Consider the following 24,322-nt stretch of genomic DNA (forward strand, 5'->3'; position numbering starts at 1 on the left):
CGCCACGACGACGCCGGAGAGAGTCCCGGTGCGCTGACTGCTGACCTAGTCCGAAGCCCCGGGGCGAGTGCCCCGGGGCTTCGCCGTTTCCGGACCACTCGCCCGCCGACCCGAGTGGAGACCACCCCATGCACGACCGCGCCATGCACGACCACCCCATGCGCGACCGCGCCGCGCACGACCACCGCAAGCTCGGCCGCGAACTCGACCTGTTCGACACCGACCCGCTGATGGGCTCCGGCCTGCCCTACTGGCTGCCCGACGGCGCCGCGATCCGGCACACCCTGGAGGAGTTCATCCGCGAGCGCGAGCGGCGGGCCGGCTACCGCCACGTGTACTCGCCGGTGCTCGGCAAGCGCGAGCTGTACGAGATCTCCGGCCACTGGGCGCACTACCGCGAGGACATGTTCCCACCCATGGAACTGGGCTCGGAGGAGATGGTGCTCCGGCCGAGCCTGTGCCCGCACCACGCCCTGATCTACCGCTCCCGGCCCCACAGCTACCGGGAACTCCCTCTGCGCATGGCCGAGTTGGGCGGCATGTACCGCTCCGAACTGTCCGGCGTGCTGGGCGGGCTGACCAGGGTCCGGGCGATCCAGCTGAACGACGCGCACGTGTTCTGCACCCCGGAGCAGGCCGCCGACGAGGCCGTCGCAGCACTGGAGCTGATCCGCGCGGCACACCGCGCGCTCGGCATCGAACCGGTCCGCTACCGGCTCTCGCTGCCCGGCGCGGGCGGCAAGTACGTGGCGGATCCGGCCCTCTGGGAACGGGCCACCGCGCTGCTCACCGACGTGCTGGAACGCTCCGGCGTGCCGTTCGAGGCGGCAGAGGGCGAGGCCGCCTTCTACGGGCCGAAGATCGACGTGCAGATCGCCGACGGCGCCGGGCGCGAGTTCACCCTCTCCACCGTGCAGATCGACTTCCACCAGCCCGAGCGCTTCGGTCTGCACTACATCGGCCCGGACGGCGCGAAGCACCGGCCGGTGATGGTCCACCGCAGCGTGATCGGCAGCGTGGAGCGGGTGGTCGCCCACCTGATCGAGCTGTACGGAGGCGCGTTCCCGGCCTGGTTGGCCCCGGTACAGGTGGTGCTGCTGCCGGTCTCCGAGGGCGAACTGCCGCAGGCCGAGCGGTTCCGGCAGCGCTGCCTCGACCTCGGGCTGCGCGCCGAGGTCGCCGGGCCCGAGCACGGCAGCCTGGGCGCTCGGATCCGGGCGGCGCGCCTGGTGCCGTACCAGGCCGTGATCGGGGCCAAGGAGGCCGTGGACGACCGGGTCGCGCTGCGGCTGCGGGACGGCCGCCGACTCGAACCGCTGCCCGCGGAGGAGGCCTGGGCCAGGATCGGCGCACTGGTGGCGGCGTGCAGCGCCGACCTCTGGGCGGACGACCCCGCGCGCCGACCGGGCGGGGCGGGTCAGTAGGACTGGAGCTCGATCAGGTGGCCGTCCGGGTCCCGCAGGTGGGCGCTGCGCAGGTTGGGGCCCCACTGCGGCCGGTCGGTCGGGCCGACGACCGGGGTGCCGCCGTGCCGCAGGCAGAGGGCGAACGCGTCGTCCACGGAGGCCACCCGGAAGACCAGCATCGCGGCGTCCTGGGCGGGGGCGGCCGGGCGTTCGGGCAGGCCGGTGGTGCCCAGGGCGGCTGCCATCGCGGGGCGGTCGAAGAGCACCAGGACGGCCTGCCCGTCGACGTCCCAGTTGGCGTAGGGGCCGTCGGGGGCGCCCTTGACCAGGGCGGCGCCGGTGAGGGGCGGCAGGACCGCCCGGTAGAACCGGAAGCACTCGGCGAAACGGGTCACGAGCAGGCGGGGGTACAGGGCGTCCACGGTCGAAGCTCCCGGGCTCGAGGATTCATCGGGTCGGATCGGTCCGATATTAGTGGGTCGGCACCCACTATAGGGACGGACCCTAGACTGACGCCATGGCCCCCGAACCCCTGCTCCCCGAACCCCTGCTCCCCGAACCCCTGCTCCCCGAACCCCCGCTGGCCGCCCCCTCCCTGTCCGCTCCCTCCCTGCCGCCGACGCTGCTCGACCTCAGTACCTACCTGCTCTCCCGGATCGGCCGGACGGCACGGGGGCGCCTCGCCGAGCAGCTCGCCGAACACGGCCTGCGGCTCTGGGACATGGCCGTGCTGGCCGCGCTCGCCGACTTCGGGCCGCACGCCCAGCGGGACCTGGTCCAGCGGCTGGGCATCGACCCGAGCGACCTCGCCAAGGTCGCCGACCAGCTGGCCGCCGCCGGGTACGTCGAGCGCGTCCGCGACCCGGCGGACCGGCGGCGGGTCTCGGTGTCGGTCACCGACGCCGGGCGGGCGCTGCTCGCGGAGCTGGACGCCCGGGCGCGCGCGGTGCAGGACGAGGTACTGGCGCCGCTGGACGCGCGGGAGCGGCAGCTGCTGCACGGCCTGCTGCTGCGCGTCCACCAGGGCCAGGGCCAGGGCCAGGGGCCGGGGTCGGGGGAGCGGCGCGGCCTCTGAGGCCCGCTCAGCCGGCCGGCCCGGGGCGGCGGGCACCGGCGAACTCGCCGGCCCAGCGCGGGACGTCGAGGGCGTGCTCGACCCGGGCGACCAGCGTCCCGGTGCGCTCGGCGTGGATCATCGCGCCGTCGCCGACGTGGATGCCGACGTGGTGCAGCGGCGCGTCCGGGCGGGAGAAGAACAGCAGGTCGCCCGGGGCGAGGGCGTCACGCTCCACCGGGGCGCTGCGGTGGAACTGGGCGACGGTGTAGTGCCCGAGCTCGACGGTGCCGTGGCTGGCCCGGTACCAGCAGTAGAGGGACAGGCCGCTGCAGTCGAAGCCGACCGTGCTCTCGCCCAGGCAGACGCCGTCCAGGTAGCCGTTCTCGTCGTCGCAGAAGCCGAGGCTCGCCCCCAGCCGGTCGCCGCCGCCCCAGGCGTACGGCACGTCGAGCTGGGCGGTGGCCACCTCGGCGACCCGGCGGCCCAGGGCGGCGGACGCGACCACGGGGGTATCCGACCGGGCCGTTGATGTCGCCGTCGCCGTCGCGGTCGCCGTCGCGGCCGGGGTGAGGGCCGGGGCGAGCCCCGCCCCGAGTGCCAGGCCCAGCATCCGGCGCCGGCGGACCCCGGAGGCCTCGTCGCGGTACGGCGGTCGGGATTCCATGGGGGACCTCCTGGTGTCGGCGCGGCGTCGACCCGCGCGGGTGGCGGCCACCAGGATTCCGGCCGGGCGGGTCGGCCCGCCATCACCCGCAACGGTGAATCGTGGAAGCAACGGCCCTGTGGTGGACGGGACAGCGCTGGTAAATGGTTTGACGGTTACTCAGGAGAGGCCAACGATGGGCGCAAACGTTCGGCCACGACCCTTCGGAGTGCCCCTTGAACAGCGCAGTCAAGCTGATCCGCAGCTCCCGCCTCACCCCGGCCGTCGACTACGCCTATGCGGCCCTGGTCGAGGCCCCGGCCCGTTCGCTCTGGCTCGCCGGCGCCTGCCCGCTCGACGCCGAGGGGCGGACGGTCGCCGTCGGCGACTACGCGGGCCAGGCGCACCAGGTGATGCGGAACCTGATAACCGCGCTGGAGGACGCCAGCGCCGGGCTGACGGACGTCGCCCGGACGACGGTGTACGTGGCCTCCGCCGATCGGGCCGACCTGGTCGCGGTGTGGGACGTGTACCGCGCCTACATGGGGGAGCACGACGCCCCCAGCACGCTGCTGGGGGTGTCGGTGCTCGGCTACCGCGACCAGCTGGTGGAGGTGGAGGCGGTGGCCGTCCTGCCGTGACGCCTTCCGGCCCGCGGGTGTCCAAATGAGGAAACCGATCGTTCGGTTTTTCCCCGAATGTGTGATGTGTGGCGCCGGTGCCGCTTTCGATCGTCCGGCGAAGAAGCAGCGGCCCGTAGGCAAAATGCGGAGGATGCGGGCGGGAGGGAAGGAGCGTTTGAGGCGATTCCCCGACATCATCTTGTCGTCCGTAGGCCACCGGTAGCTAAGATACGGGGTGTTTGGTTTTGTTTTCCGGGAGCTCTGGGTGGGGTGGTTGCGGTGGTTCGGCAGGAGCGGGCGGTCCGGACGCGTCGGCTGATCCTGGAGGCGGCGGCGTCGGTCTTCGACGAGTTCGGCTACGAGGGCGCCACCATCGGCGAGGTGGTCGCGCGGGCCGGTGTGACGCGTGGTGCGGTGTATTTCCATTTCGCCTCCAAGCGGGATCTGGCCCAGGGCGTCGTCGAGGAGCAGTTCGTCCAGGACGGTGTGCCGGAACGGGTCTGCAAACTCCAGGAGTTCGTGGACACCGGGATGGTGGTGGCCTATCTGATGCCGCGTGATCCGCTGCTGAGCGCGGGGGCCCGGCTCTCCCTGGGGCAGGACGTCTTCGACGACCTCGGCGGCGGCGCGATCCCCGGCTGGATCAGCCGGCTGGAGGCGCTGCTGGTCGCGGCCGGCGAGCGGGGCGAACTGCTGCCGCACGTCGTCCCGGCCGACACCGCGTGGCTGGTCACGGCGGCGTGGACGGGTGTGCAGATCCAGTCGCAGAAGCTCTCCGGGCGTGCGGACTTGGAGCGGCGGGCCGCCGGGCTGTTCCAGCACCTGATGCCGAGCATCGCGGTGCCGGGTGTGCTCGGTTCGCTGCAGATGGGCCCGGACCGCGGTGCCCAGGTGGTCGCCGAGGTGGCGGCCGCCCGCGCGGCGACGGAGGGCGCCGGGGCGCAGGGTGGGACGCAGGACGGGGCGCGGTCGGCGGCCCGGGCGGTCGCGGACGAGGTCGGTGTGGGCTGACGGTCCGGCACCGGCCGGAAATCGCTGCGGCTGGTGCGGAGTTGACCGGGGCTCGGCGACCCCCTGCTCGCGGGGGCGTCCGGGGCCGTCCGGGCGGTTTCCGGGCGGTGATCGGCCGGCTGGCGGCGGGCGCGGAGTGCGGGCGAATTGGTGGCGGCGCGGGATCCATGGGGGTCCGACGCCGCCTTCGGTTTGCCCGCACTCCGCTGCGCGTGGTGGCCGGTTCGTGGCGCAGCGTGGCCGCCGCGCCCGTCTGTCCGAGGCGGGCCGTTCATCCCAAGAAACAAACAGCACGTTCGGTTTTGTATTGACAAACCGCGCGTCCTGTTTTTGACTGGTGGCAGTCGCCCTAGGGGTGTCGACCCGGGTGCCAGCCGCGGCGGATCGGCCTGCGGCGTTCCGTGTGATTGGGGTGGTCATCGTGGAAATTAGGGTGCTCGGGGCATTGGACGTCCGGGTGTGCGGGGTGTCGGTGGTGCCATCGGCGCCGAAACCGCGTCAGGTGCTGGGGCTGCTGGCCCTGCGGGCCGACCAGGTGGTGTCGGCCGGGGTGCTGGCCGAGGAGCTGTGGTCGGGCCGCCCGCCGCGCAGCGCACGCACGACGGTGCAGACGTACGTGCTGCAGTTGCGCGACATGATCGACCGGGCGCTCGGGCAGGTCGGCCCGGCGGCAGGGGTCTCCTGCGCCAAGGACGTGCTGGTGACCTCGCCGGGCGGCTACATGCTGAACAGCGGCGGCGGGTTGACGGACGTCCGGGAGTTCGAGCGCCTGGCCGGCATGGGCTACCGGGCCATGGACGGCGACGACCACCCGCTGGCCGCCCGGATGCTCGGCGAGGCGCTCGGCCTGTGGCGCGGTCCGGCCTTCGCCGACATCCCGGCCGGCGGTCAACTCGCCGTCGAGGCCAAGCGGTTGGAGGAGACCCGGCTCTGCGCCCTGGACCAGCGGATCGAGGCCGACCTGCGGCTGGGCCGCCACCGCGTCCTGCTCGCCGAACTCACCGTCCTGGTCGACCGCTACCGCACCCACGAGAGCCTGCACGGCCAGTACATGATCGCCCTGCACCGCTCCGGCCGACGGGGCGAGGCCCTGGAGGCATACCAGCGCCTGCGCAACACCCTGGTGCGGGAGTTGGGCATGGAGCCGTCCACCGGACTGCGACGGCTCCAGCGCTCCATCCTGCTGGCCGGCCCGGAGCGCCCGGAGCGCGAGGCGGCCGCGACCGCTTCGCCGGAGGCGTCGGTGGCCCGGTTCACCCGGGTCGGCTGAGGACGCGCGGAAGGCGCCGTCGCTGCCGGGGCGCTGCTTCGTGTGTGGTCGGAACGTGCTCGTCGTTGTGAGGGGTGTGGGTCGGGTGGTGCAGGAGAGGTCGGAACGGACACGCGGACGGCTGGTGCAGGCGGGGGCGGTGCTGTTCGACCGCTGCGGCTATGCGGGGGCCACGCTCGGCGAGATCGCCGGTGCCGCAGGAGTGACGAAGGGTGCGCTCTACTTCCACTTCGCGTCCAAGGAGGAGCTGGCACAGGCGGTGTTCCAGCGGGCCGAGCGCTCGCTGCGGGGCGCCTGCGGCGGTCTGCGGGCCACCTCCTCCCCCCTGCAGGCGCTGATCGACGTGGGCTACTGGCTGGTCGACGCCCTGGGGTCGGACGCGGTGGTCCGGGCGGCGTTCCGCCTCGGCCGGGAGGGCGGCTGGCAGTCGAGGACCGCCGCGTTCGCTCCCGCCACGTCCGCCCCCGGCGCGCCGGTCGCGGGCGTGTCGGTCGCGGGCGTGCGGGGCTTCCACGGCGTCTGGGCCGGTGTCGTCCGGGAGTTGCTGACGGGTGCCCGGCGTGCCGGCGAGCTGCGCGACCGCTCGGGCGATCCCGGCCCGGAGACCCTGGTGGTGGCGGCCGCCTGCGGGCTGGAGGTCGTCTTCGGCGACGGCTGCCCGGGTGAGGAGCGCGCCCGCCGGGTCGGCGCCCTGTGGGAGTGGCTGCTGCCCTGCCTCGTCCCCCCGGGCTCCTCCGACGCCTACCGGACCAGGCCGCTGGCGCCGCTGCCGGGCTGAGCGGGCGGTTCAGGAGCGGACAGGCGGGGCGCCTCGTGCGGCGCGCCCCGCCCGGGGCCGGTCACGCGGTGTGGAGGCGCTCCGCCAGGCCGGCGGCCGTGAAGGCGGCCACCAGGTCGTCGCGGTCCTCCGTGAAGTGGGCCCAGCTGTCGTGGTGGACGAGGACGACCCGGCGGGCGTCGAGGATCGCGGCGGCCTCGGCGGCCTGGGCGCTGTCCAGGACGATGGGCGCGCCGTCGAAGAGGGCGGCGAAGCGGGGGGCCCCGGCGAAGAGGATCGCGGTGTCGACGGGGGCGAAGCGTTCGGCGATCTCCCCCACGGCGAGGAGGGAGGCGTTGTCCCCGCTGACGTAGACGGTGGGCAGCCCTTCCCCGGTCAGGACGAAGCCGACGACCTGGCCGGTGACGGCCTCCACCTGCTCGCGGGCCCCGGGCCCGTGGAGGGCGGGCACGGCGGTCACGGTGAGGGTGCCGCCGCCGGGGCGGTCCAGCGTGACCGACTCCCAGTCGGCCAGTCCCCGGGCCGTGCCGCCGAGGCGCAGGCCGCCGCCGGGGGTGGTGAGGGTGAGCGGGACGTCGGCCAGCAGGGCCCGGCCGGAGTGGTCGAGGTTGTCGGGGTGCTCGTCGTGGGAGAGCAGGACGACGTCGACGCGGCCGGCGTCGGCGGGGCTCCCGGAGGAGGGCGCGGTCTTGGTCAGGAACCGGCCGTCCGGCCGCAGGTAGTCGCCCGGGCCGTCGAAGGTCGGGTCGGTGAGGAAGCGCAGGCCTCCGTACTCGAAGAGGGCGGTCGGGCCGCCGAAGAGGCGGACGGGGAACTGCTCGACGGTCGTGTCGGAAGAAGCCATGGTGAAGCACACCTCACGGTTGAGAGCGGTTTATCCGTGAGGAACGCTAGCCGGTTCTCACGGATGAGCGCAAGCGCTACCATGAGACTCATGACGGACGCCGCGGACACCGCCACCGACGAGACCGCCGTGCCACCCGCGCCGGGCGAGCAGCAGTACCCCTCGCTCGCCCTGGTCAACAGCGCCGTCACGCTGCCCGGCGGACACGTCCTCGACCGCCTCGGCACGCCGGCCGCCGCCGGCCAGTGGCTCCTGGAGCACGGCCTCGCCCCGGCGGACGCGGGCCTTCAGGAGATGTGCACGGCGCAGGTGCGCTCGATGCGCGAACAGGTCAGGACGCTGTTCGCCGCCCGCGTCGCGGAGCTGCCCGTACCCCCCTCCGCCCTGGCCGCCGTCAACGACGCCCTGACCCGCCTGCCCACGGCCCGGCTGCTGCGGTGGGACGACGGCAGCGGCCCCTACCGCGCGGCCCCCCACCCCACCACCGAGATCGTCGACCACGCCCTGGCCACCCTCGCCGCCGACGCCGCCGACCTGCTCACCGGGCCCGAAGCCGCCCGCCTCACCGCCTGCGGCTCCACCCCGTGCACCCGGTACCTCCTCCGGCACGGCCGGCGCCACTGGTGCTCCACCCGCTGCGGCGACCGCGCCCGCGCGGCCCGCGCCTACGCCCGGCGCACCCGGCCCCAGCCGGACTGACCGGGCCGGCGGCCTCGATCGGCGCCCTCGCCGACGGCCCTGGTCGACACCCCTGGCCGGTGCGGGTCGCACCCCCCGGCGCGGTCCGTGCGAGCCGCGTTCGAGCGGGCCGAATGTCAGTGCGGCTCGCCATGATGGCGGTATGAAGGACGTAGCCACCCTGGCCTCCCCTGCCGCCCTGGCCTCCCCGCAGGCCTACGCCGACGCCGTCGCCGCCGCCGTGCGGGCCGCCGCCGCGTACTACGCCGACGGCTCCGCCCCGCTCGGCGACGACGAGTACGACGCCCTGGTGCGGGCGATCGAGGCCTACGAGCACGAGCACCCGGACGAGGCGCTGCCCGAGTCGCCCACCGGCAAGGTGGCCGGCGGCGCGGCGGTCGGCGACGTCCCGCACAGCGCGCCGATGCTCTCCCTCGACAACGTCTTCTCGGCCGAGGAGCTGGAGTCCTGGGCGGCCGGTCTGGAGCGCCGGCTCGGCCGGCCGGTCGCCGCCTGGTGCGTCGAGCCGAAGCTGGACGGCCTCGCCGTCGCCGCCCGCTACCGGGCCGGTCGGCTCACCCAGGTGCTGACCAGGGGCGACGGCCTGGCGGGGGAGGACATCACCGCCGCCGCCGACGCCGTGCTCGGCCTGCCCGCCCGGCTCGCCGAACCGGTCGACGTCGAGCTGCGCGGCGAGGTGCTGCTCACCCACGAGCAGTTCGAGCAGGCCAACGCCGTCCGCACCGCGCACGGCGCCACCCCGTTCGCCCACCCGCGCAGCGGCGCGGCCGGCACCCTGCGTGCCAAGGACCGCGCCTACCGTGTCGAACTCACCTTCTTCGCCTACGACGCCCTCGGCCTGCCCGGCCTCGACCACGCCGACCTGCTCGCCCGGCTCGCCGTCCTCGGCGCCAACACCGCCGCCAGCACCGACGCCGCGCCGCGCCGCTGCGCGACCCTCGTCGAGGCGCAGCAGCGGATCGACGAGATCGCCGGCCTGCGCGCCGCACTGCCCTTCGGGATCGACGGCGTGGTGGTGAAGGCGGACGCGGTGGCCGACCAGGAGGCGGCCGGCTCCGGCTCCCGCGCGCCGCGCTGGGCGGTGGCCCGCAAGCTGGCGGCGCAGCACAAGGTCACCCGGCTGCTCGGCGTCGAGTGGAACGTCGGCCGCACCGGGATCATCGCGCCCCGGGCCGTCCTCGAACCGGTGGTGATCGACGGCGTCACCGTCACCTACGCGACCCTGCACAACCCGGCCGACATCGGGCGCCGCGGGCTGATGATCGGCGACCAGGTGTTCGTCTACCGGGCCGGCGACGTGATCCCGCGGGTCGAGGCGCCACTGGTCGACCAGCGCACCGGCGCCGAGCAGCCGATCGCCTTCCCCGAGGTCTGTCCACGTTGCGGCGACGCCATCGACACCTCCGAGCAGCGCTGGCGCTGCGTGCGCGGCCGGGCCTGCCAGGCGGTCGCCTCGGTGGTCTACGCGGCCGGGCGCGACCAGCTCGACATCGAGGGCCTCGGCGGCACCCGCGCCGTCCAGCTGGTCGAGGCCGGGCTGGTCGGCGACCTCGCCGACCTGTTCACCCTCACCCGGGAGCAGCTGCTCACCCTGGAGCGGATGGGCGACACCAGCGCCGACAACCTGCTCGCCGCCATCGAGACCGCCCGCAGCCGCCCGCTGAACCGGGTGTTCTGCGCCCTCGGCATCCGCGGCACCGGCCGGACGATGTCCCGCCGACTCGCCGCGCACTTCGGCAGCATGGCCGCGATCCGTGCCGCCGATGTCGAGGCGCTGGCCGGCGTGGACGGCATCGGGGTCGAGAAGGCCGCCGTGATCGTCGCCGAACTCGCCGACGTGGCACCGCTGTTGGACCGGCTCGTGACACAGGGTGTCGGCACCGCGGTGACCGAGCCGACGGCACCCGCCGCCCAGGCCGCGGCCGGCGGCGCGGCGGCCGCGGGCGACACCGCGGCGGGCCCGCTGGCCGGCCCGCTGACAGGCCAGAGCGTGGTCGTCACCGGCAGCATGACCGGAGCCCTCGCCGAGCTCTCCCGCAACGCGATGAACGAGCTGATCGAACGCGCCGGCGGCAAGGCCTCCTCCTCGGTGTCCAAGCGCACCACCCTTCTCGTCGCGGGCGAGAAGGCCGGCTCCAAGCGCGCCAAGGCGGAGGAACTCGGAGTGCCCGTCATGACCCCGGAGGAGTTCGCCGCCCTGGTCGCCGAGCAGCTCGGCTAGCTCCGCCAGGCCGGCCCCGGCGGGCGGGCCGGCCGGGCAGGACCTGGGCCCGGAAGACCAGTTGATCGCCCGCGCCGGGGGTGCGGTAGGGTGGCCGACGCCGTGTATGACCGCGACTCAAGGAGGTGAGCCCCATTACCGGTATGTCCGAGCGGGTGCTCCCGGAGCGCGGCCGTGCGGGCGCGTCGCGCACGTAGCGCGGACGCGTCGGCGCGGTGCCGGCCCTTGCGGGAGCCCTGACGGAGTCGTTCGTCCTCCTCCCGATTCCCCCAAGGGGTCCTCTTGTCGGTTTTTGCCTCCGCCGCTCTCCGTTCCTCGGTCGTCACCCGGCTGCGCGCCGCCGGTTGCGTGTTCGCCGAGGACGAGGCGCGGATCCTGCTCTCCGCCGCCGCCACACCGGCCGACCTGGCCGTGATGGTCCGCGCCCGGGCCGAGGGCCGGCCGCTGGAACACGTCGTCGGCTGGGCCGAGTTCGCCGGGCTGCGGATCGCCGTCGACCCGGGCGTGTTCGTCCCGCGCCGCCGCAGCGAGTTCCTGGCCGCCACGGCCACCGAGCTCACCGGCCCGGGCGCCGTGGTCGTCGACCTCTGCTGCGGCAGCGGCGCCCTCGGCGCCGCCGTGGCGGCCGCCGCCGCGCACCCGGTCGAGCTCTACGCGGCCGACGTCGACCCGGTCGCCGTCCGCTGTGCCCGCCGCAACCTCACCGGGCCCGGGGCACCGGTCTTCGAGGGCGACCTGTTCGTCGCGCTGCCCGCCGCCCTGCGTGGCCGGATCGACGTCCTGCTCGCCAACGTCCCGTACGTCCCCAGCGCCGACATCGCGCTGCTGCCGCCGGAGGCCCGGCTGCACGAGGCCCGGCCGGCGCTGGACGGCGGCGCCGACGGTCTGGACGTGCTGCGCCGGGTGGCCGTCGAGGCGCCGCACTGGCTGGCCCCGGGCGGGTCGCTGCTGTTCGAGACCAGCGAACGGCAGACCCCGACGGCCCTGGCCGTCGCCCGCGCGGCCGGTCTCGACGCCGCCGACGCCTGGTGCGAGGACCTGGACGCGACGGTCGTCACCGCGACCCTGCGCTGACGGGGCTGCCGCCCGGACCCGCCTCGCCGCCCGCCGCCCGCCGCCCGCCTCCCGCCCCGCCCGCCGGTGGCGGGAGCGGGCTCGGCGGTCGGCTGGGCGCTCACAGCTCGCGGATCTCACGCCTGGTCAGCGCGTACCCGAACGCGCCCGTCAGACAGAGCCCGGTCGTCGCGAACACCCCTTGACTCCCGAAGGCGTCCACCGCCGCGCCGGCCGCGATCACCGAGATCGGGAAGACTCCCAGCGCGCAGAAGGTGACGGCCGCCATGACCCGGGCCAGCAAGGCGGGCGGGGTGCTCTTCTGCACGCCGGTGACGACCAGGACGTTGGTCACCGTGCTGGCGCCGCCGGCCACGCAGAGCAGCAGCACGGCGCCGACGAGGCCGACGAACGGCACCAGGCCGATCGCCACACCCATCACCAGTCCGGAGAGCATCGCCGTGCGGCCCCGCGAGCGGACCTCGGTGAGGCCGGCCGCGAACAGGCCGCCGACCAGCGCACCGCCGGTGAACGCGGCCAGCAGCAGGCCCAGCCCGACGGCGCCGGCGTCGAAGCCGTGGGTGGCCAGGGTCGGCAGGGCGACGCGGGTGGCGCCGCCCACCGTCAGGTTCGCGATCACCGTCACCGTCAGCACCGCGCGCAGCAACGGCGATTCCCGCAGCAGGCGCCGGAAGTTCTTCGGCACGGAGGCACGTTCGGAGATCGGGCTGGGTGCTGCGACGAGGCTGCCGCGACCGATCAGCAGCAGCGTCGCCGCCGACACGGCGAAGGTCGCCGCATCCAGGCCCAGGGCGGCGGCCGGGTTCAGCCAGGCGACCAGCGGGCCGGCCAGCGCCGGACCGAGCAGACCGGCGCCGAAGGTGACCGTACTGTTCAGTGCATTGCCCGCGTGCAGGTCCTCGGCGGGCAGCAGGGTCGGGGTGATCGCCCAGGCGGCCGGCAGGAACACCCCTGCTCCGACGCCGACCAGCAGCGCGAGCCCGCCGATCAGCCAGAAGTTCGCCGCCCCGCCGGCGGCGATCGCGCACAGCCCGGCGGTGGCGAGCAGCCGGCCGAGGTCGGCCGCCAGCATCACCCGCCGGGCGCCGAACCGGTCGGCGAGCATCCCGCCGAGCGGGGTGGCGGCCAGCCGTCCCGCGCCGTAGGCGGCGACCACCAGGCTCAGCTGGCGGGCGCCTCCGGCGAGGGAGTAGACCAGCAGCGGCAGGGCGACCACCTGGAACGCGTTGCCGAACTCCGAGGTGCCCTGCCCGATCACCAGCAGCCGGAAGCCCCGCGCGCGCAGGGGCGCGACGCTGATCCGGGGGCGGAACCGCAGCAGCCCCGCCGCGCTGCGCGCTCCTGCGCCGCCTGCTCCCGTGCTGCCCGTCCCCGCGTCGCCCGTCCCCGTGCTGTCCGTCCCCGTGCTGCCCGTCCCCGTGTCGTTTGCTCCCGCGCCGCTAGCCATCGAGCGAGACCGGCAGCGACTCCAGGCCGCGCAGCATGATCGTGTTGCGCCAGGGCAGGGTCTCCTCCGCGGCGGCCAGTTCGATCCGCCCGAAGCGCTCCAGCAGGCCGGTCAGTGCGACCTCGCTCTCCAACTTGCCGAGGAAGGAGCCGAGGCACCGGTGCAGGCCCTGCCCGAAGGCCAGGTGGCCCGGATCGCCCCGGTCCAGGATCAGCCGGTCGGGATCGGTGAAGCGGGCCGGGTCCCGGTTGGCCGCGCCGAGCGAGAGCAGCACCAGCTCGTCCGCCGGGATCTCCACGTCGTCGACCATCACGTCGGCGTTCGTGAACCGCAGCGTGGCCATGCTCACCGGAGACTCGTAGCGCAGGAACTCGTCGATCGCGACCGGCATCGCCGCCGGGTTGGCGCGCAACCAGGCGAGCTGGTCGGGGTGGTGGAGCAGCGCCAGGGTCGCGGTGCCGAGCAGGTTGACGGTGGTCTCGTGGCCGCCGATCAGCAGCAGGAAGACCATCGAGAACACCTCCCGCTCGGTGAGTTCACCGGCGTCACAGGCCTGTACCAGGTCGGTCAGGATGTCCGTGCTCGGCGACGCCCGCCGGGCCGTCATCAACTCGCGCAGGTAGTCGTTCAGTTCGGCGGTGGCCTGGTCGAAGGTCATGTCGCCGCCCTGGGTGAGGATCGCCGTCGACCAGGTGCGGAAGGCCTGCATGTCCTCCGGGGGGAAGCCCAGCAGCTCACAGATGATCATGATCGGCAGCGGGAAGGCGAAGTCCGTCACCAGGTCGGCGGTCTCCCGCCCGCGCAGCCCGTCCAGCAGGCCGTCGGCGATGCGCTCGACCAGCGGCCGCATCAGGTCGACCCGCCGGCGGGTGAAGACGCCCTGGATCAGCCGGCGCAACCGGGTGTGGTCCGGCGGGTCGCTGTTGAGCATGTGGACCACCTCCGAACCGAGCGTCAGGCCGGAGCCCCTCCCGCTCGCGATGGCCTGGCTGCGGCGGACGTCCTGCCCGAAACGCGGGTCCATCAGCGCGGCCCGGACGTCCTGGTAGCGCGTCACCAGGTAGACCGGCAGGCCCTCGCCGAACTCCACGACGGAGACCGCGCCGGCCTCGCGGATCCGGGCAAGCGTGGGGTAGGGGTCGCGGATGAAGGCGGACATCCGCGCGGCGGCGTCGTCGACCGCGGTGGTCATGGATTACTCCTCGGGCTCGAACTCCGGCAACTACACGGTCAGCGACGGGAAGGGCCAGCGGCGCACCCGCATGGGCAGGAACCAGGCGCGGCCGGCCTGTTCGGCGATCAGGCCGGCCGCGGCGAAGTCCTGGTGGACGGCGTCCGGCAGCCGGCCGACCTCGACGCCCTCGGCCAGCGCCTCGACCTGCGCCAGGTGGCCCGGCTCGTCGATGGTGAACAGCTCCAGCGTCCCGAACCGGCGGTCGCGCACCTCGACGAAGCCGGGGCCGCGCCGGAAGACGCACTTGCTCGGGTAGTACGTGGCGCGCCAGTCGGCGACGACGTCCTGGGGGCCGCCGGTCAACTGCTCGGGCGGGTACAGGTGGTGGAACCGGCGCTGCGCCGCGCAGCCGTCCGTGCAGTCGGCCTGCCAGAGCACGGCAAGCCCCTGCCCGGTCGCCTCGCGCAGCAGCATCAGCGCCCGCGCGGAGGCCGCCGGCGCGTCCGCGCAGAGCCGCACCGGCTCGGTCAGCCGCAGGCAGCGGACCCCGGCGCGGTGCAGTTCGGTGACCTCCGCCTCCGCCGGGCCGGACAGGGTGCGGCGACCGAGCGCGAAGCCCGGCAACTCCCTGGCGGCGGGGTCGTAGTCGAGCCAGAGCTCGACCTCCGGGCCGGCCGCGCGCCAGGAGGCGGCAACGGCCCTTCCCGCATCGGCCATTCCGGCATCGGTCCGTTCAGCCGATCGTGACGGCATCGAGCACCTCCTCGGCGCGAGGGCGGGCGGCGGCGGGGCCGTGCCGGTGCTGCATCCGCATCAGCACCTGGTTGTCGGACTCGACGGCGACCTGGAGGAAGCTGTCCCCGTCGTGGAACAGCAGGCCCAGCGCGGTGAAGCGCTTCAGCACCGACTCGACCGCCGCCGCGCCGCCGGGGACCTTGGCGGCCAGCGCGGCGGTCGAGCGGGGCTGGTTCAGCAGCCGGAAGGCGGCGAGCTCCACCGGATCGGTCAGCTCGACCACCCGCCAGTCGTACTCGGGGCGGGTGTTGACGAGCGCGATCCGGCCGCCCGCGTCCCGGTAGCTGAGCCGGCTGTCGGGGAACCGCGCGATCCAGGTGTCCACCGCCGCGCTCAGCCGCTCCGCGAGGTCGCCGCCGATCCCGCGTGGTGGCGCGCTGAACACGTAGGCCAGTTCGGCGAGTTCGCTCTGCGGCAGGCGGTAGGTCGCGCCGTACTGGAAGGCCGGCCGGGTGATCGCGAAGCCCAGCTCGGGCCGGTCGAAGTACGGGCTGAACCGTTCGATCGCGATCCGTCCCGCTCCGGTCGGCGGGTCCAGGTGGTGCAGCAGGGGCAGTTGGCGGATCACCGACTCGTAGTCGGCCGGCTGCTCGCCGGGGAAGCCGTAGAGGTAGTTCCAGCTCACCGACACTCCGGCGCTCTGCGCGTCCCGCAGCGCGCGGACGTTCTGGCAGCCCGTCACCCCCTTGTCCATGATCCGCAGGACCCGGGTGCTCAGGCTCTCGATGCCGGGCTGCACCTGGGCCGCGCCCGAGTCGCCGAGGAGCTGGAACTGGTGGCGGCGCAGGTTGGCCTTGATCTCGAAGTGCAGCCGCAGGTCGACCGGGAGTTCGGCCAGTGACTTCAGGACGGTGTCGAAGTAGCCCATGTCCAGGATGTTGTCGACCACGTAGACGTCCAACAGCTGGTGGCGTTCGGCGAGCGTGAGCACCTCGGCGAGGAAGTCCGTCGGCGGCTTGGAGCGGAACTCCATCGAGGAGCCGTTGAGCCCGCAGAAGGTGCAGTGGTGCTTCTCGCCCCACCAGCAGCCCCGGGAGCCCTCGACGACCAGCTTGGGATCGACCCAGCCGGCCGCGACGGAGGCGTCGAGCCGCTCGTAGAAGCCGTCGTAGCGGGGCGCCAGGATCGCCGCGGGCGGCAGCGGGCGCCTCGTCATCTCGTTGGCCGTCGACGTTCCGGAGTCGTCCCGCCAGCAGAGCCCGGGGACGGCGGAGAGGTCGCCGCCTGCCAGGAGCGCGGGGAAGGCGGCCTCGCCCTCGCCGCGCACCACGTAGTCCAGGAAGGGGAAGTTGCGGTGCAGCGCGGCGCCCTGCGGACCGTCGCAGTTCGCGCCGCCGAACACCGTGCGCACCTGCGGGCACCGCTGCTTGAGCAGCCTCGCGGCGGCGAGGCTCGCCGTGTTCTGCTGGAAGGTGGTGGTGAAGCCGACCAAGTCCGGTGGGTCGGCGGCGAGTTCGTCGACCAGTCGGGCGATGAACGCGGGGGCGATCGCGCGGGTGGCCCGGGTCAGTGCGATCTCCTGCTCGCTCGCACCGCTGGTGGCCAGGTACTCGAAGTAGGGCGCGAACTCGCCGTCGAGGTCATCGATGTCGCTGCCGTCGCCGTCGCCGTCGCCGTCGATGCCGGCCTCGATGCCGGGGGCCGGGCCGTCGTCACCGTACAGCGCGCCGGCGAACGCCCAGTCGCCCGCGCCCTGGAAGTAGGACTTCTCGGAGAAGTACTGGTAGTCGTCCACGCCGAAACCCGCGGTCTCGGCGGCCCAGTCCACGAAGTCCAGGTTGGCGTACCGCACTTCGACCTGGTGGCCGGCGCGTGCGGCAGCGGTGTGCATGATCCCGAGCGCCAGCGACGGCACGTCGATCGCGCCCCAGGGCATGTGCAGCAGGACGATACGCATGGTGGCCACTTCTGTTGTTCGCCGGCGGTCGGTGAGGTGTCGCTCCGGGGCACCGCAGGCGCCCCGGAGCGACGGTGAATCACTTGCCCTTGGTCTCGGCCTTCGGCTTCGGCTGCCCCTTGAGGGCAGGCGCGACCACTGCGGCCTTGGTGATGTCGAGCGCGAAGGCCTGGACCACCACGGCGCCCCGGTCACGCTCCGGGGTGCTGATCGGGTCGTTCTGAATGCTGCGTCGCTTCATGGCTGTTCACCTCCTTCCACCAGTTCGGCGGGTACCTCGGGGCGGTCGCCCCGGGGTGGCAGGGGGAGCGGTGCCGGCCAGGCGTGCTCGGCGAACCGGACCATCGTGGCCAGCACCGATCGGTGGTCGGCGGTCCGGCGGCTGTAGTGGCCGCCGTCCACCCAGAGCAGCTCGTGCGGCACCGCCAGCCGGCGCAGGTCCGCGGCGTACCGGGCGACCTGGTCGGGTGGGCACCGCTCGTCGGTCCGCGAGGCGACCAGCAGGACGGGCGAGCGGACCTGGTGCACGTACGATCGCGGGTCGGCCGCGCGGTAGCGCTCGGGAACCTCGTCCGGGGTCCCGCCGAAGAGCTGGCGATCGAGCTCGCGCAGTGCGGGGGTGGTGGTGCGGTAGGCGGCGGGGTAGTCCGCGATCGGCTGAGCGGCCATGCCGAGCGACCACAACTCCGGCTGCGCGCCCATCGCGAGCAGGGCCAGGTAGCCGCCCCACGAGAATCCGCACAGGCCGGTGCGCTCCGCGAGCGCCGTACCGTCGGCGACCAGCTCCGCGCGGACGGCGGCCAGGTCCTCGATCTGCGCCAGCCCGACCCGGTGGCCGTACTCGTGCTGCCAGCGGGCGCCGTAGCCGGTGGAGCCGCGGTAGTTGGTGCGCACCACCGCGTAGCCACGGCCGACCAGGGCGTTCACCCGCGGGTCGTAGGAGTCGCGGTCGTGGGTGGCGGGGCCGCCGTGGACCAGGAAGAGGGTCGGCCACGGGCCCTGGCCGGCCGGAGTGCTGACGAAGCTGTGGATCCGCCCGTACGGCCGGGGCGTCCAGCGCCGGCTGCGGGAGGTGTCGCCCTGGTCCGGATCGAGGCCCTGTCCGGGGTGGTGCGCAGTCTCCGTGCCGGGGCGCAGGATCAGCGGGCGGGGCGGTGTCGACTCCCGGCTCCAGACGCAGTGCAAGGTGCCGTCCGGAGCGCAGGACAGGTCGTGGATCGTGCCGCCGGGGGTGCTGATCTCCCGGACGGGCGGGGCCTGTTCCGCCGGTCCTCGGCGCGCGGCCCCCTGCTGCGGCGCCCCTTGCCCCTCCGGCGGGTCGAGGTCGGCGAGGAGCAGTCGGCTCCGCCCGGCCCGCTCGTGCTGGATCAGCACCTCGCGCGGCCCCTGGTACCAGCCGGCCGATATCTGCGAGTCGAACGACAGCCCCGGGTACCTGCGCAGCCCCGTGCCGGCCTGCCAGGTCGCGACGGTGTACTGCTCGTCCTCCTCGACCACCAGCAGCAGCTCCGGTTCGAGTACCGCGAGCGGGTTGAACTCGATCGGCCAGAGCCGCAGTCGGCGGTGCCCGGCGATCCGCAGCGGACCGTCCGCCTGCGCGCCCGTCTGAACGGTCGCCTGAACGTCCGCCTGCGCGCCCGTCTGACCGTCCGCCTGAACGCCCGTCGGCCACAGGACCACCGAGTCGTCCCCGTCGGGCCGCCCGCCGAGGGCCAGGAGCCGGCCGTCCGGCGACAGGTCTGCCAGGCTCAGGTACCCCGGCGCCGAACCGATCAGCCGGGCCTGGCCCGCGGGCGGTCCGACGTAGCAGTGCGAGGCGCCGTCGACACCGACGACCACCGCCGCGAGCGCGCCCGTCCGGTCGAAAGCGACGCCGTACGCCCGCCCGCGCGGCACGCCGTGCAGCGCCTCGCCGCCCGCTCCGCCGGCGAACGGCTCGCGCCGCCACCGCCCCTCCCCGGCGTTGTCGGCGTCGAACCACCAGACGGCGTCGCCGTGCGGCTCGATCTCGCTCAGGTGGACGCCCCCCGGCCGGTCGGTGACCACCCGGCGCCGATCCGTCCCCAGGTCCCAGGCCACCGCTTGCCAGCGCTCGTCGACGAGCCGCGTCTCGACCGCGCGGTCGGCCGCCAGGGCGGCGAAGCCGGGGGACTGGAACGCATGTGTCACGGACCCGGCCCTTTCGGCTCGATGGTGGGAACAGACTGCGCTGAACGTCCCGAGGCCGGTGCACTGGTGTGAAGATCCAGTGAACTGGCGTGAAGAAAAGGCCACTTGTGGAGGATCGCCGCCACTCTAGGGGGGTGCCGTGGTTGCGAACAGACCTTTCGCACAGTTGGCCGAAATGCAGCTGAGGTGAATGCGGGCCGGCAGGGGTGTGGATGTGCCGGGAACGCGCAGCGGGAACGCACAGAGGCCGGCCGTCGCCGACCGCGCGTTGATCGCTTGTCTGCCACGGATTCCTACGGTCGGGCCTTCGGCAAGTTCCGCACCGCTCAAAAGGATTCCCATGATCGACCAAGCCGCGTCGTCGCGCGGTGGCGCACCCTGGATCGGCGACGATCCGCGATTCACCGAGTTGCGCGCCGCCTACCGCAGGTTCGTGTTCCCGGTGACGGCGGCGTTCCTGCTCTGGTTCCTGGCGTACGTACTCTGCTCGGCCTACGCCCGCGGCTTCATGGCGGCCAAGGTCGTCGGGAGCATCAACGTGGCCCTGGTCTTCGGACTGCTGCAGTTCGTCTCGACCTTCGGCATCGCCCTGGCCTACGGCCGGTTCGCCGCCCGGCGGTTGGACCCGCTGGCCGAGGCCCTGCGGAGCACGGCGGCGTCCCGTCCGGCCGCATCGGCCGGACACGCCGACAACCAGGAACTGACGGAGAGCCAGGCATGACACAGCACCTTCCGCTCGCCGCGGCGACGGCGCAGGCGGCATCGCACAAGGGCCTGACCATCGGCCTGTTCGTCGCCCTGGTGGCGGTGACCCTCGTCATCACCCTCTGGGCGCGGCGGAGCACCCAGGGCACCGGCGGCTTCTACACCGGCGGCGGCCAGTTCTCCGCGCTGCAGAACGGGATCGCGATCTCGGGCGACTACCTGTCCGCGGCCTCCTTCCTCGGCATCGCCGGGATCATCGCGATCTCCGGGTACGACGGCTTCCTCTACTCGATCGGCTTCCTGGTCGCCTGGCTGGTCGCGCTGCTGATGGTCGCCGAACTGCTGCGCAACACCGGTCGGTTCACCATGGCCGACGTGCTGGCCGCGCGGCTGCGCAGCGGTCCGATGCGGACCGCCGCGGGCGTGTCGACCATCGTGGTCTCGATCTTCTACCTGATCGCGCAGATGGTCGGCGCGGCGACGATCGTGGGGCAGCTGCTCGACGTCAAGGGCGCCTCGGCGCAGATCTGGACCATCGTCGGGGTCGGCGCCCTGATGATCGTCTACGTCGTGGTCGGCGGGATGAAGGGCACCACCTGGGTGCAGATCGTCAAGGCGGTGCTGCTGATCGCCGGCGCGGCGATGATGACCCTGTGGGTGCTGGCGAAGTACGGGTTCGACCTCAGACACCTGCTCGGGGACGCCGCCGCGGCCTCCAAGAAGGGCGACGCCTTTCTCCAGCCCGGCCTGAAGTACGGGGCGACCGACGGCTGGTCGAAGCTCGACCTGGTCAGCCTCGGCGTCGCCCTGGTGCTGGGCACCGCGGCGCTGCCGCATGTGCTGGTCCGCTTCTACACCGTCCCGACCGGCCGCGACGCGCGCAAGTCGGTGAACTGGGCGATCGGCATCATCGGGGTCTTCTACCTGATGACCCTGGTGCTCGGCTTCGGCGCGGCCGCGCTGGTCGGCACGGCGACGATCAAGGAGAAGGATCCGTCCGGCAACACCGCCGCCACCCTGCTGGCCGAGCACCTCGGCGGCGGCGCGGGCACCACCGGCGGCTCCCTGATGCTCGCCTTCATCGCGGCGGTGGCGTTCGCCACCATCCTCGCGGTCGTCGCCGGGCTCACCCTGACCTCGTCGTCGTCGTTCGCCCATGACCTGTACGCCAGCGTGATCCGCAAGGGCAGGGCCACGGAGCGGCAGGAGCTGGTCACGGCGAAGATCGCCGCCGTGGTCATCGGCGCGGTCGCGGTCGCCCTGTCGATCTTCGCCAGGGACCTCAACGTGGCGTTCCTGGTGGCCCTGGCCTTCGCCATCGCGGCCTCGGCCAACCTGCCGGCGATCCTGCTGACGCTGTTCTGGAAGCGCTTCACCACCGTCGGCGCCAAGTGCGGCATCTACGCGGGCCTGGTCAGCTCGATCGGCCTGGTGCTGCTCTCCCCGATCTGCTGGGGCGGCGCGACCGGCACGGTCCACGCCGTGAAGCTGACGGCCGCCCAGGCGAAGGACTGCGGGGTGGAGGCGTCCAGCAAGCAGGTCGGCAACGCCACGGCGCTGATCTCCTGCACCACCACGGCACCGGTGCCGCTGCAGAATCCGGGCATCGTCTCGATCCCGATCGGGTTCGCGGCCGCGGTCCTCGGCTCCCTGGTCGGCAGCCGCCGCCGTCGCGACGAGGAGTCGGACGGGCGCGGCTTCGAGGAGCTTGAGGTCCGCGCGCTCACCGGAGTGGGGCGGTAGAGCGTGGAACCGGGCTCCAACCTCGACGAGTTCCTCTCCGACCTCGCGCGCTACGCCGCCGCGGACGTCCTGACCGCCCAGCTCACGGCGGACACCCTGCGCAAGTACCTGCGGGCCGGACTGATCGTGCCCGACGACCTGTGCGCCGGTGACACGGACGGTTACTCGCAGCGGCTGCTGCATGCCGGACGGACGCACTCCGTGGTGGCCCTGACCTGGCTGCCCGGTCAGTCCACCCCGATCCACGACCACGTCGCCTGGTGCGTGTCCGGTGTGGTGGAGGGCGTCGAGGTGGACGAGGCGTTCCGGCTGTGGCGGCCCTCCAGGACCGGCCGCAGGGTGCTGGTGCCGTCCGGCCGGACCACCTGCTCTCCCGGCCGGGTGCAGCTCCTGGTGCCGCCCGACGAGGACATCCACCGGGTGTCGAACGGCGGCACCGGTCGCGCGGTCTCCCTGCACGTCTACGGCGCCGACATCGCGCTGAACGGGGGCAGCTCGATCAACCGGGTCTTCGGGAACGAGGTCGTGGACCTCCCGCCGGACGGCGCCCGCCTGGTGAGCTGGCGGAGCCCGGAGAGCCTGGCCCCGTGACCGCCCCGTAGCGAACCGACGGGCCGTCCGCCCCGGACGGCCCGTCGGCCACACCCGGGCCCCTGCCCGGTGAGGCGGGCGGGGCCGTACGGCCTGACGTCGGGTTCTGCTGCGGTCGGCCGGGTCGTACCCCGCGATTGGTCCAGACCTATTGACGAGCTGCGCCGCCCCTCCTACGATCCGGTCCGGCACAGCCCCACATGTCCCCACCTCACCCACAGCCGGGCGTCGCGCCCCCACGCGTCGGTCATGTCCATGGCGCTCGGCGGGAAGGGAACGCAGCATGTTCCGTCGAAGGTCGCGTACTCCACGTCCGTCGGGCGAGGTCCGCCCCTGTCCGGATCCCGGCCGCCCCGAAGGCGACCGGACCGGGAGCGAGCCGCTCCGGGCCCCTGGCCCGCAGCCGCGGGCGAGCGTGGAACGCGCAGCGCAGGTGAACCGGACCAGCCGCGCCCAGCGCGGGCCGAGCGTCCTGCGGCGCTCCCTCGCCGGGGTGAGCGCCGTCGCCGTCATCGGCGCCGGCATCGCCGTGGCCGGCTCCGTCACGGCCGGGGCCGCCACCCCCAACCTGGTGGCCAACCCCGGCTTCGAGAACGGGCTCTCCGGCTGGACCTGCTCCGGCGGCTCCGGCGCGGTCGTCAGCAGTCCGGTCCATTCCGGCGCCGCCGCGCTCAAGGCCACGCCGACCGGCCCGGACAGCGCCCAGTGCGCCCAGACCGTCAGCGTGCAGCCCAACTCCCAGTACACGCTGAGCGCCTACGTCCAGGGCAGCTACGTCTACCTGGGCGCCACCGGCACCGGCGCCGGCAGCGACCCGTCCACCTGGACGCCGAGCAGTGCGTCGTACAGCCAGCTCAGCGTTGGCTTCACCACCGGGCCGAACACCACCTCGGTGACCGTCTACCTGCACGGCTGGTACGGGCAGCCCGCGTACTACGCGGACGACGTGTCGCTCACCGGCCCCGGCGGCAGCAGCCCCACACCGACCACCCCGCCGCCCACGACTCCTCCGCCGACCACTCCGCCTCCGACGACTCCTCCGCCGACCACTCCTCCGCCCACCACCCCGCCGCCGACCACCCCGGCGCCGGGCGACACCTGCCCCACGAAGCCCAGGCCGTCGGGCAAGGTCCTCCAGGGCTACTGGGAGAACTGGGACGGCGCCGCGAACGGCGTCCACCCCGGCATGGGCTGGGTCCCCATCACGGACAGCCGGATCGCCGCACACGGCTACAACGTCATCAACGCCGCCTTCCCGGTGATCCTCTCGGACGGCACCGTCCAGTGGCAGGACGGCATGGACGCCAACGTCAAGGTCTCGACCCCCGCCGAGATGTGCCAGGCCAAGGCGGCCGGGGCGACGATCCTGATGTCGATCGGCGGTGCCGCCGCAGGCATCGACCTGAGCTCCAGCACCGTCGCCGACCGGTTCGTGGCGACGGTCGTCCCGATCCTCAAGAAGTACAACTTCGACGGGATCGACATCGACATCGAGACCGGCCTGTCCGGAAGCGGCAGCATCGGCACGCTGTCCGCCTCCCAGGCCAACCTGATGCGCATCATCGACGGCGTACTGGCCCAGATGCCCGCGGGCTTCGGCCTGACGATGGCCCCCGAGACCGCGTACGTGACCGGCGGAAGCGTCACCTACGGCTCGATCTGGGGCGCCTACCTGCCGATCATCAAGAAGTACGCCGACAACGGGCAACTGTGGTGGCTGAACATGCAGTACTACAACGGCAGCATGTACGGCTGCTCCGGTGACTCCTACCAGGCCGGCACCGTGCAGGGCTTCACCGCGCAGACCACCTGCCTGAACAACGGCCTGACCATCCAGGGCACCACCGTCAAGGTGCCCTACGACAAGCAGGTGCCCGGTCTGCCGGCCCAGCCCGGTGCGGGCGGCGGCTACATGGACCCGGGCCTGGTCGGCCAGTCGTGGAACGCGTTCGGCGGTTCGCTGAAGGGGCTCATGACGTGGTCGCTCAACTGGGACGGCTCGAAGGGCTGGAGCTTCGGCGACAACGTGAGGTCCCTCCAAGGCCGTTGATCACCCGCTGATCACTCGCTGACGTCCCGCCGGCTTCCCGTGCACCGGGGCACGGGCAGCCGGCGGGGCGGCGGGGGTTGGCCGGTCGGGGTGTGCTCAGGAGCGCGGGGCGCAGGAGCGCGGGG

22 protein-coding genes are annotated in these 24,322 nt (G+C 73.6%); 13 read left to right on the forward strand and 9 right to left on the reverse strand.

Annotated elements, in window-relative coordinates:
* Window positions 1–128 precede the first annotated feature (128 nt).
* Entirely contained in the window at window positions 129–1,424 is a 1,296-nt protein-coding gene (gene thrS, locus ACFWPI_RS33155; protein ID WP_380377720.1) for a threonine--tRNA ligase, read from the forward strand.
* Here the strand turns inward: thrS and ACFWPI_RS33160 are convergent.
* Window positions 1,418–1,828 carry a VOC family protein gene (locus tag ACFWPI_RS33160; RefSeq protein ID WP_380377722.1) on the reverse strand — a complete coding sequence of 137 codons (411 nt, stop codon included), beginning with the start codon at window positions 1,826–1,828 and terminating at the stop codon, window positions 1,418–1,420. The two genes, thrS and ACFWPI_RS33160, sit on opposite strands and share 7 nt — an antisense overlap.
* A 95-nt stretch (window positions 1,829–1,923) precedes the next feature.
* Between ACFWPI_RS33160 and ACFWPI_RS33165 the strand changes: the two genes are divergently transcribed.
* Window positions 1,924–2,481, forward strand: a complete 558-nt coding sequence (locus ACFWPI_RS33165) for a MarR family winged helix-turn-helix transcriptional regulator (RefSeq protein ID WP_380377724.1) — start codon at window positions 1,924–1,926, stop codon at window positions 2,479–2,481.
* Between the two features lie 7 nt (window positions 2,482–2,488).
* On the opposite strand, the gene ACFWPI_RS33170 is transcribed toward ACFWPI_RS33165, so the two are convergent.
* Entirely contained in the window at window positions 2,489–3,127 is a 639-nt protein-coding gene (locus ACFWPI_RS33170) for a C40 family peptidase (RefSeq protein ID WP_380377726.1), read from the reverse strand.
* 215 nt (window positions 3,128–3,342) lie between these two features.
* Between ACFWPI_RS33170 and ACFWPI_RS33175 the strand changes: the two genes are divergently transcribed.
* The 4 genes from ACFWPI_RS33175 (at window position 3,343) to ACFWPI_RS33190 (ending at window position 6,788) form a co-directional block, all read left to right on the forward strand.
* Entirely contained in the window at window positions 3,343–3,747 is a 405-nt protein-coding gene (locus ACFWPI_RS33175; RefSeq protein ID WP_380377728.1) for a RidA family protein, read from the forward strand.
* A 261-nt stretch (window positions 3,748–4,008) separates the two neighbouring features.
* On the forward strand, window positions 4,009–4,740 hold the full coding sequence (locus ACFWPI_RS33180; protein ID WP_380425218.1) for a ScbR family autoregulator-binding transcription factor: 732 nt from the start codon (window positions 4,009–4,011) through the stop codon (window positions 4,738–4,740).
* Between the two features lie 421 nt (window positions 4,741–5,161).
* Window positions 5,162–6,010 carry a BTAD domain-containing putative transcriptional regulator gene (locus tag ACFWPI_RS33185; protein WP_380377732.1) on the forward strand — a complete coding sequence of 283 codons (849 nt, stop codon included), beginning with the start codon at window positions 5,162–5,164 and terminating at the stop codon, window positions 6,008–6,010.
* Window positions 6,011–6,095: 85 nt separating this feature from the next.
* On the forward strand, window positions 6,096–6,788 hold the full coding sequence (locus tag ACFWPI_RS33190) for a ScbR family autoregulator-binding transcription factor (RefSeq protein WP_380377734.1): 693 nt from the start codon (window positions 6,096–6,098) through the stop codon (window positions 6,786–6,788).
* 61 nt (window positions 6,789–6,849) lie between these two features.
* Here the strand turns inward: ACFWPI_RS33190 and ACFWPI_RS33195 are convergent, their stop codons facing one another.
* Complete coding sequence (locus tag ACFWPI_RS33195) at window positions 6,850–7,632, reverse strand: MBL fold metallo-hydrolase (protein WP_380377736.1); 783 nt, start codon at window positions 7,630–7,632, stop codon at window positions 6,850–6,852.
* Window positions 7,633–7,713: 81 nt separating this feature from the next.
* Here ACFWPI_RS33195 and ACFWPI_RS33200 point away from each other — a divergent pair, with 81 nt between their 5' ends.
* The 3 genes from ACFWPI_RS33200 to ACFWPI_RS33210 all read left to right on the forward strand — a co-directional run bounded on the left by ACFWPI_RS33200 (window position 7,714) and on the right by ACFWPI_RS33210 (window position 11,626).
* Window positions 7,714–8,331 (forward strand): CGNR zinc finger domain-containing protein, encoded by a 618-nt coding sequence (locus tag ACFWPI_RS33200; protein WP_380377738.1) that lies wholly within the window; start codon window positions 7,714–7,716, stop codon window positions 8,329–8,331.
* 142 nt (window positions 8,332–8,473) lie between these two features.
* The gene (gene ligA / locus ACFWPI_RS33205; RefSeq protein WP_380377740.1) at window positions 8,474–10,552 is read left to right on the forward strand and encodes an NAD-dependent DNA ligase LigA; all 2,079 of its coding nucleotides are present in this window, start codon (window positions 8,474–8,476) and stop codon (window positions 10,550–10,552) included.
* A gap of 282 nt (window positions 10,553–10,834) precedes the next feature.
* Window positions 10,835–11,626: a putative protein N(5)-glutamine methyltransferase gene (locus ACFWPI_RS33210; protein WP_380377741.1), complete on the forward strand. Its 792-nt coding sequence runs from the start codon at window positions 10,835–10,837 to the stop codon at window positions 11,624–11,626.
* 100 nt (window positions 11,627–11,726) lie between these two features.
* Here ACFWPI_RS33210 and ACFWPI_RS33215 read toward each other — a convergent pair whose 3' ends face one another.
* From ACFWPI_RS33215 to ACFWPI_RS33240, 6 genes are all read right to left on the reverse strand, one after another.
* Window positions 11,727–13,073, reverse strand: a complete 1,347-nt coding sequence (locus tag ACFWPI_RS33215) for an MFS transporter (protein WP_380377742.1) — start codon at window positions 13,071–13,073, stop codon at window positions 11,727–11,729.
* Window positions 13,066–14,265, reverse strand: coding sequence for a cytochrome P450 (locus ACFWPI_RS33220; protein ID WP_063345980.1), 1,200 nt, complete (start codon window positions 14,263–14,265; stop codon window positions 13,066–13,068). The genes ACFWPI_RS33215 and ACFWPI_RS33220 overlap by 8 nt, the downstream gene beginning before the upstream one ends.
* Before the next feature lie 30 nt (window positions 14,266–14,295).
* Complete coding sequence (locus ACFWPI_RS33225) at window positions 14,296–14,964, reverse strand: DUF5825 family protein (RefSeq protein WP_380377743.1); 669 nt, start codon at window positions 14,962–14,964, stop codon at window positions 14,296–14,298.
* A gap of 16 nt (window positions 14,965–14,980) precedes the next feature.
* The gene (locus ACFWPI_RS33230) at window positions 14,981–16,939 is read right to left on the reverse strand and encodes a RiPP maturation radical SAM C-methyltransferase (RefSeq protein ID WP_380377744.1); all 1,959 of its coding nucleotides are present in this window, start codon (window positions 16,937–16,939) and stop codon (window positions 14,981–14,983) included.
* Between the two features lie 79 nt (window positions 16,940–17,018).
* Window positions 17,019–17,180, reverse strand: coding sequence for a hypothetical protein (locus ACFWPI_RS33235; protein ID WP_159398304.1), 162 nt, complete (start codon window positions 17,178–17,180; stop codon window positions 17,019–17,021).
* Complete coding sequence (locus ACFWPI_RS33240) at window positions 17,177–19,108, reverse strand: alpha/beta hydrolase family protein (RefSeq protein ID WP_380380771.1); 1,932 nt, start codon at window positions 19,106–19,108, stop codon at window positions 17,177–17,179. The genes ACFWPI_RS33235 and ACFWPI_RS33240 overlap by 4 nt, the downstream gene beginning before the upstream one ends.
* Window positions 19,109–19,448: 340 nt before the next feature.
* Between ACFWPI_RS33240 and ACFWPI_RS33245 the strand changes: the two genes are divergently transcribed.
* From ACFWPI_RS33245 to ACFWPI_RS33260, 4 genes are all read left to right on the forward strand, one after another.
* Window positions 19,449–19,829 carry a DUF485 domain-containing protein gene (locus ACFWPI_RS33245; RefSeq protein WP_380380773.1) on the forward strand — a complete coding sequence of 127 codons (381 nt, stop codon included), beginning with the start codon at window positions 19,449–19,451 and terminating at the stop codon, window positions 19,827–19,829.
* A complete protein-coding gene (locus ACFWPI_RS33250) occupies window positions 19,826–21,556 on the forward strand; it encodes a cation acetate symporter (protein ID WP_380380775.1) in 1,731 nt (576 codons plus the stop codon). Before ACFWPI_RS33245 ends, ACFWPI_RS33250 begins: the two co-directional genes overlap by 4 nt.
* A 3-nt stretch (window positions 21,557–21,559) precedes the next feature.
* Window positions 21,560–22,147 (forward strand): cysteine dioxygenase family protein, encoded by a 588-nt coding sequence (locus tag ACFWPI_RS33255; RefSeq protein ID WP_063345975.1) that lies wholly within the window; start codon window positions 21,560–21,562, stop codon window positions 22,145–22,147.
* A 433-nt stretch (window positions 22,148–22,580) separates the two neighbouring features.
* Window positions 22,581–24,197, forward strand: coding sequence for a carbohydrate binding domain-containing protein (locus tag ACFWPI_RS33260; RefSeq protein ID WP_380380777.1), 1,617 nt, complete (start codon window positions 22,581–22,583; stop codon window positions 24,195–24,197).
* The last annotated feature ends 125 nt before the right edge of the window (window positions 24,198–24,322 follow it).

This window comes from Kitasatospora sp. NPDC058492 (assembly GCF_042720685.1).
Lineage (GTDB): Bacteria > Actinomycetota > Actinomycetes > Streptomycetales > Streptomycetaceae > Kitasatospora.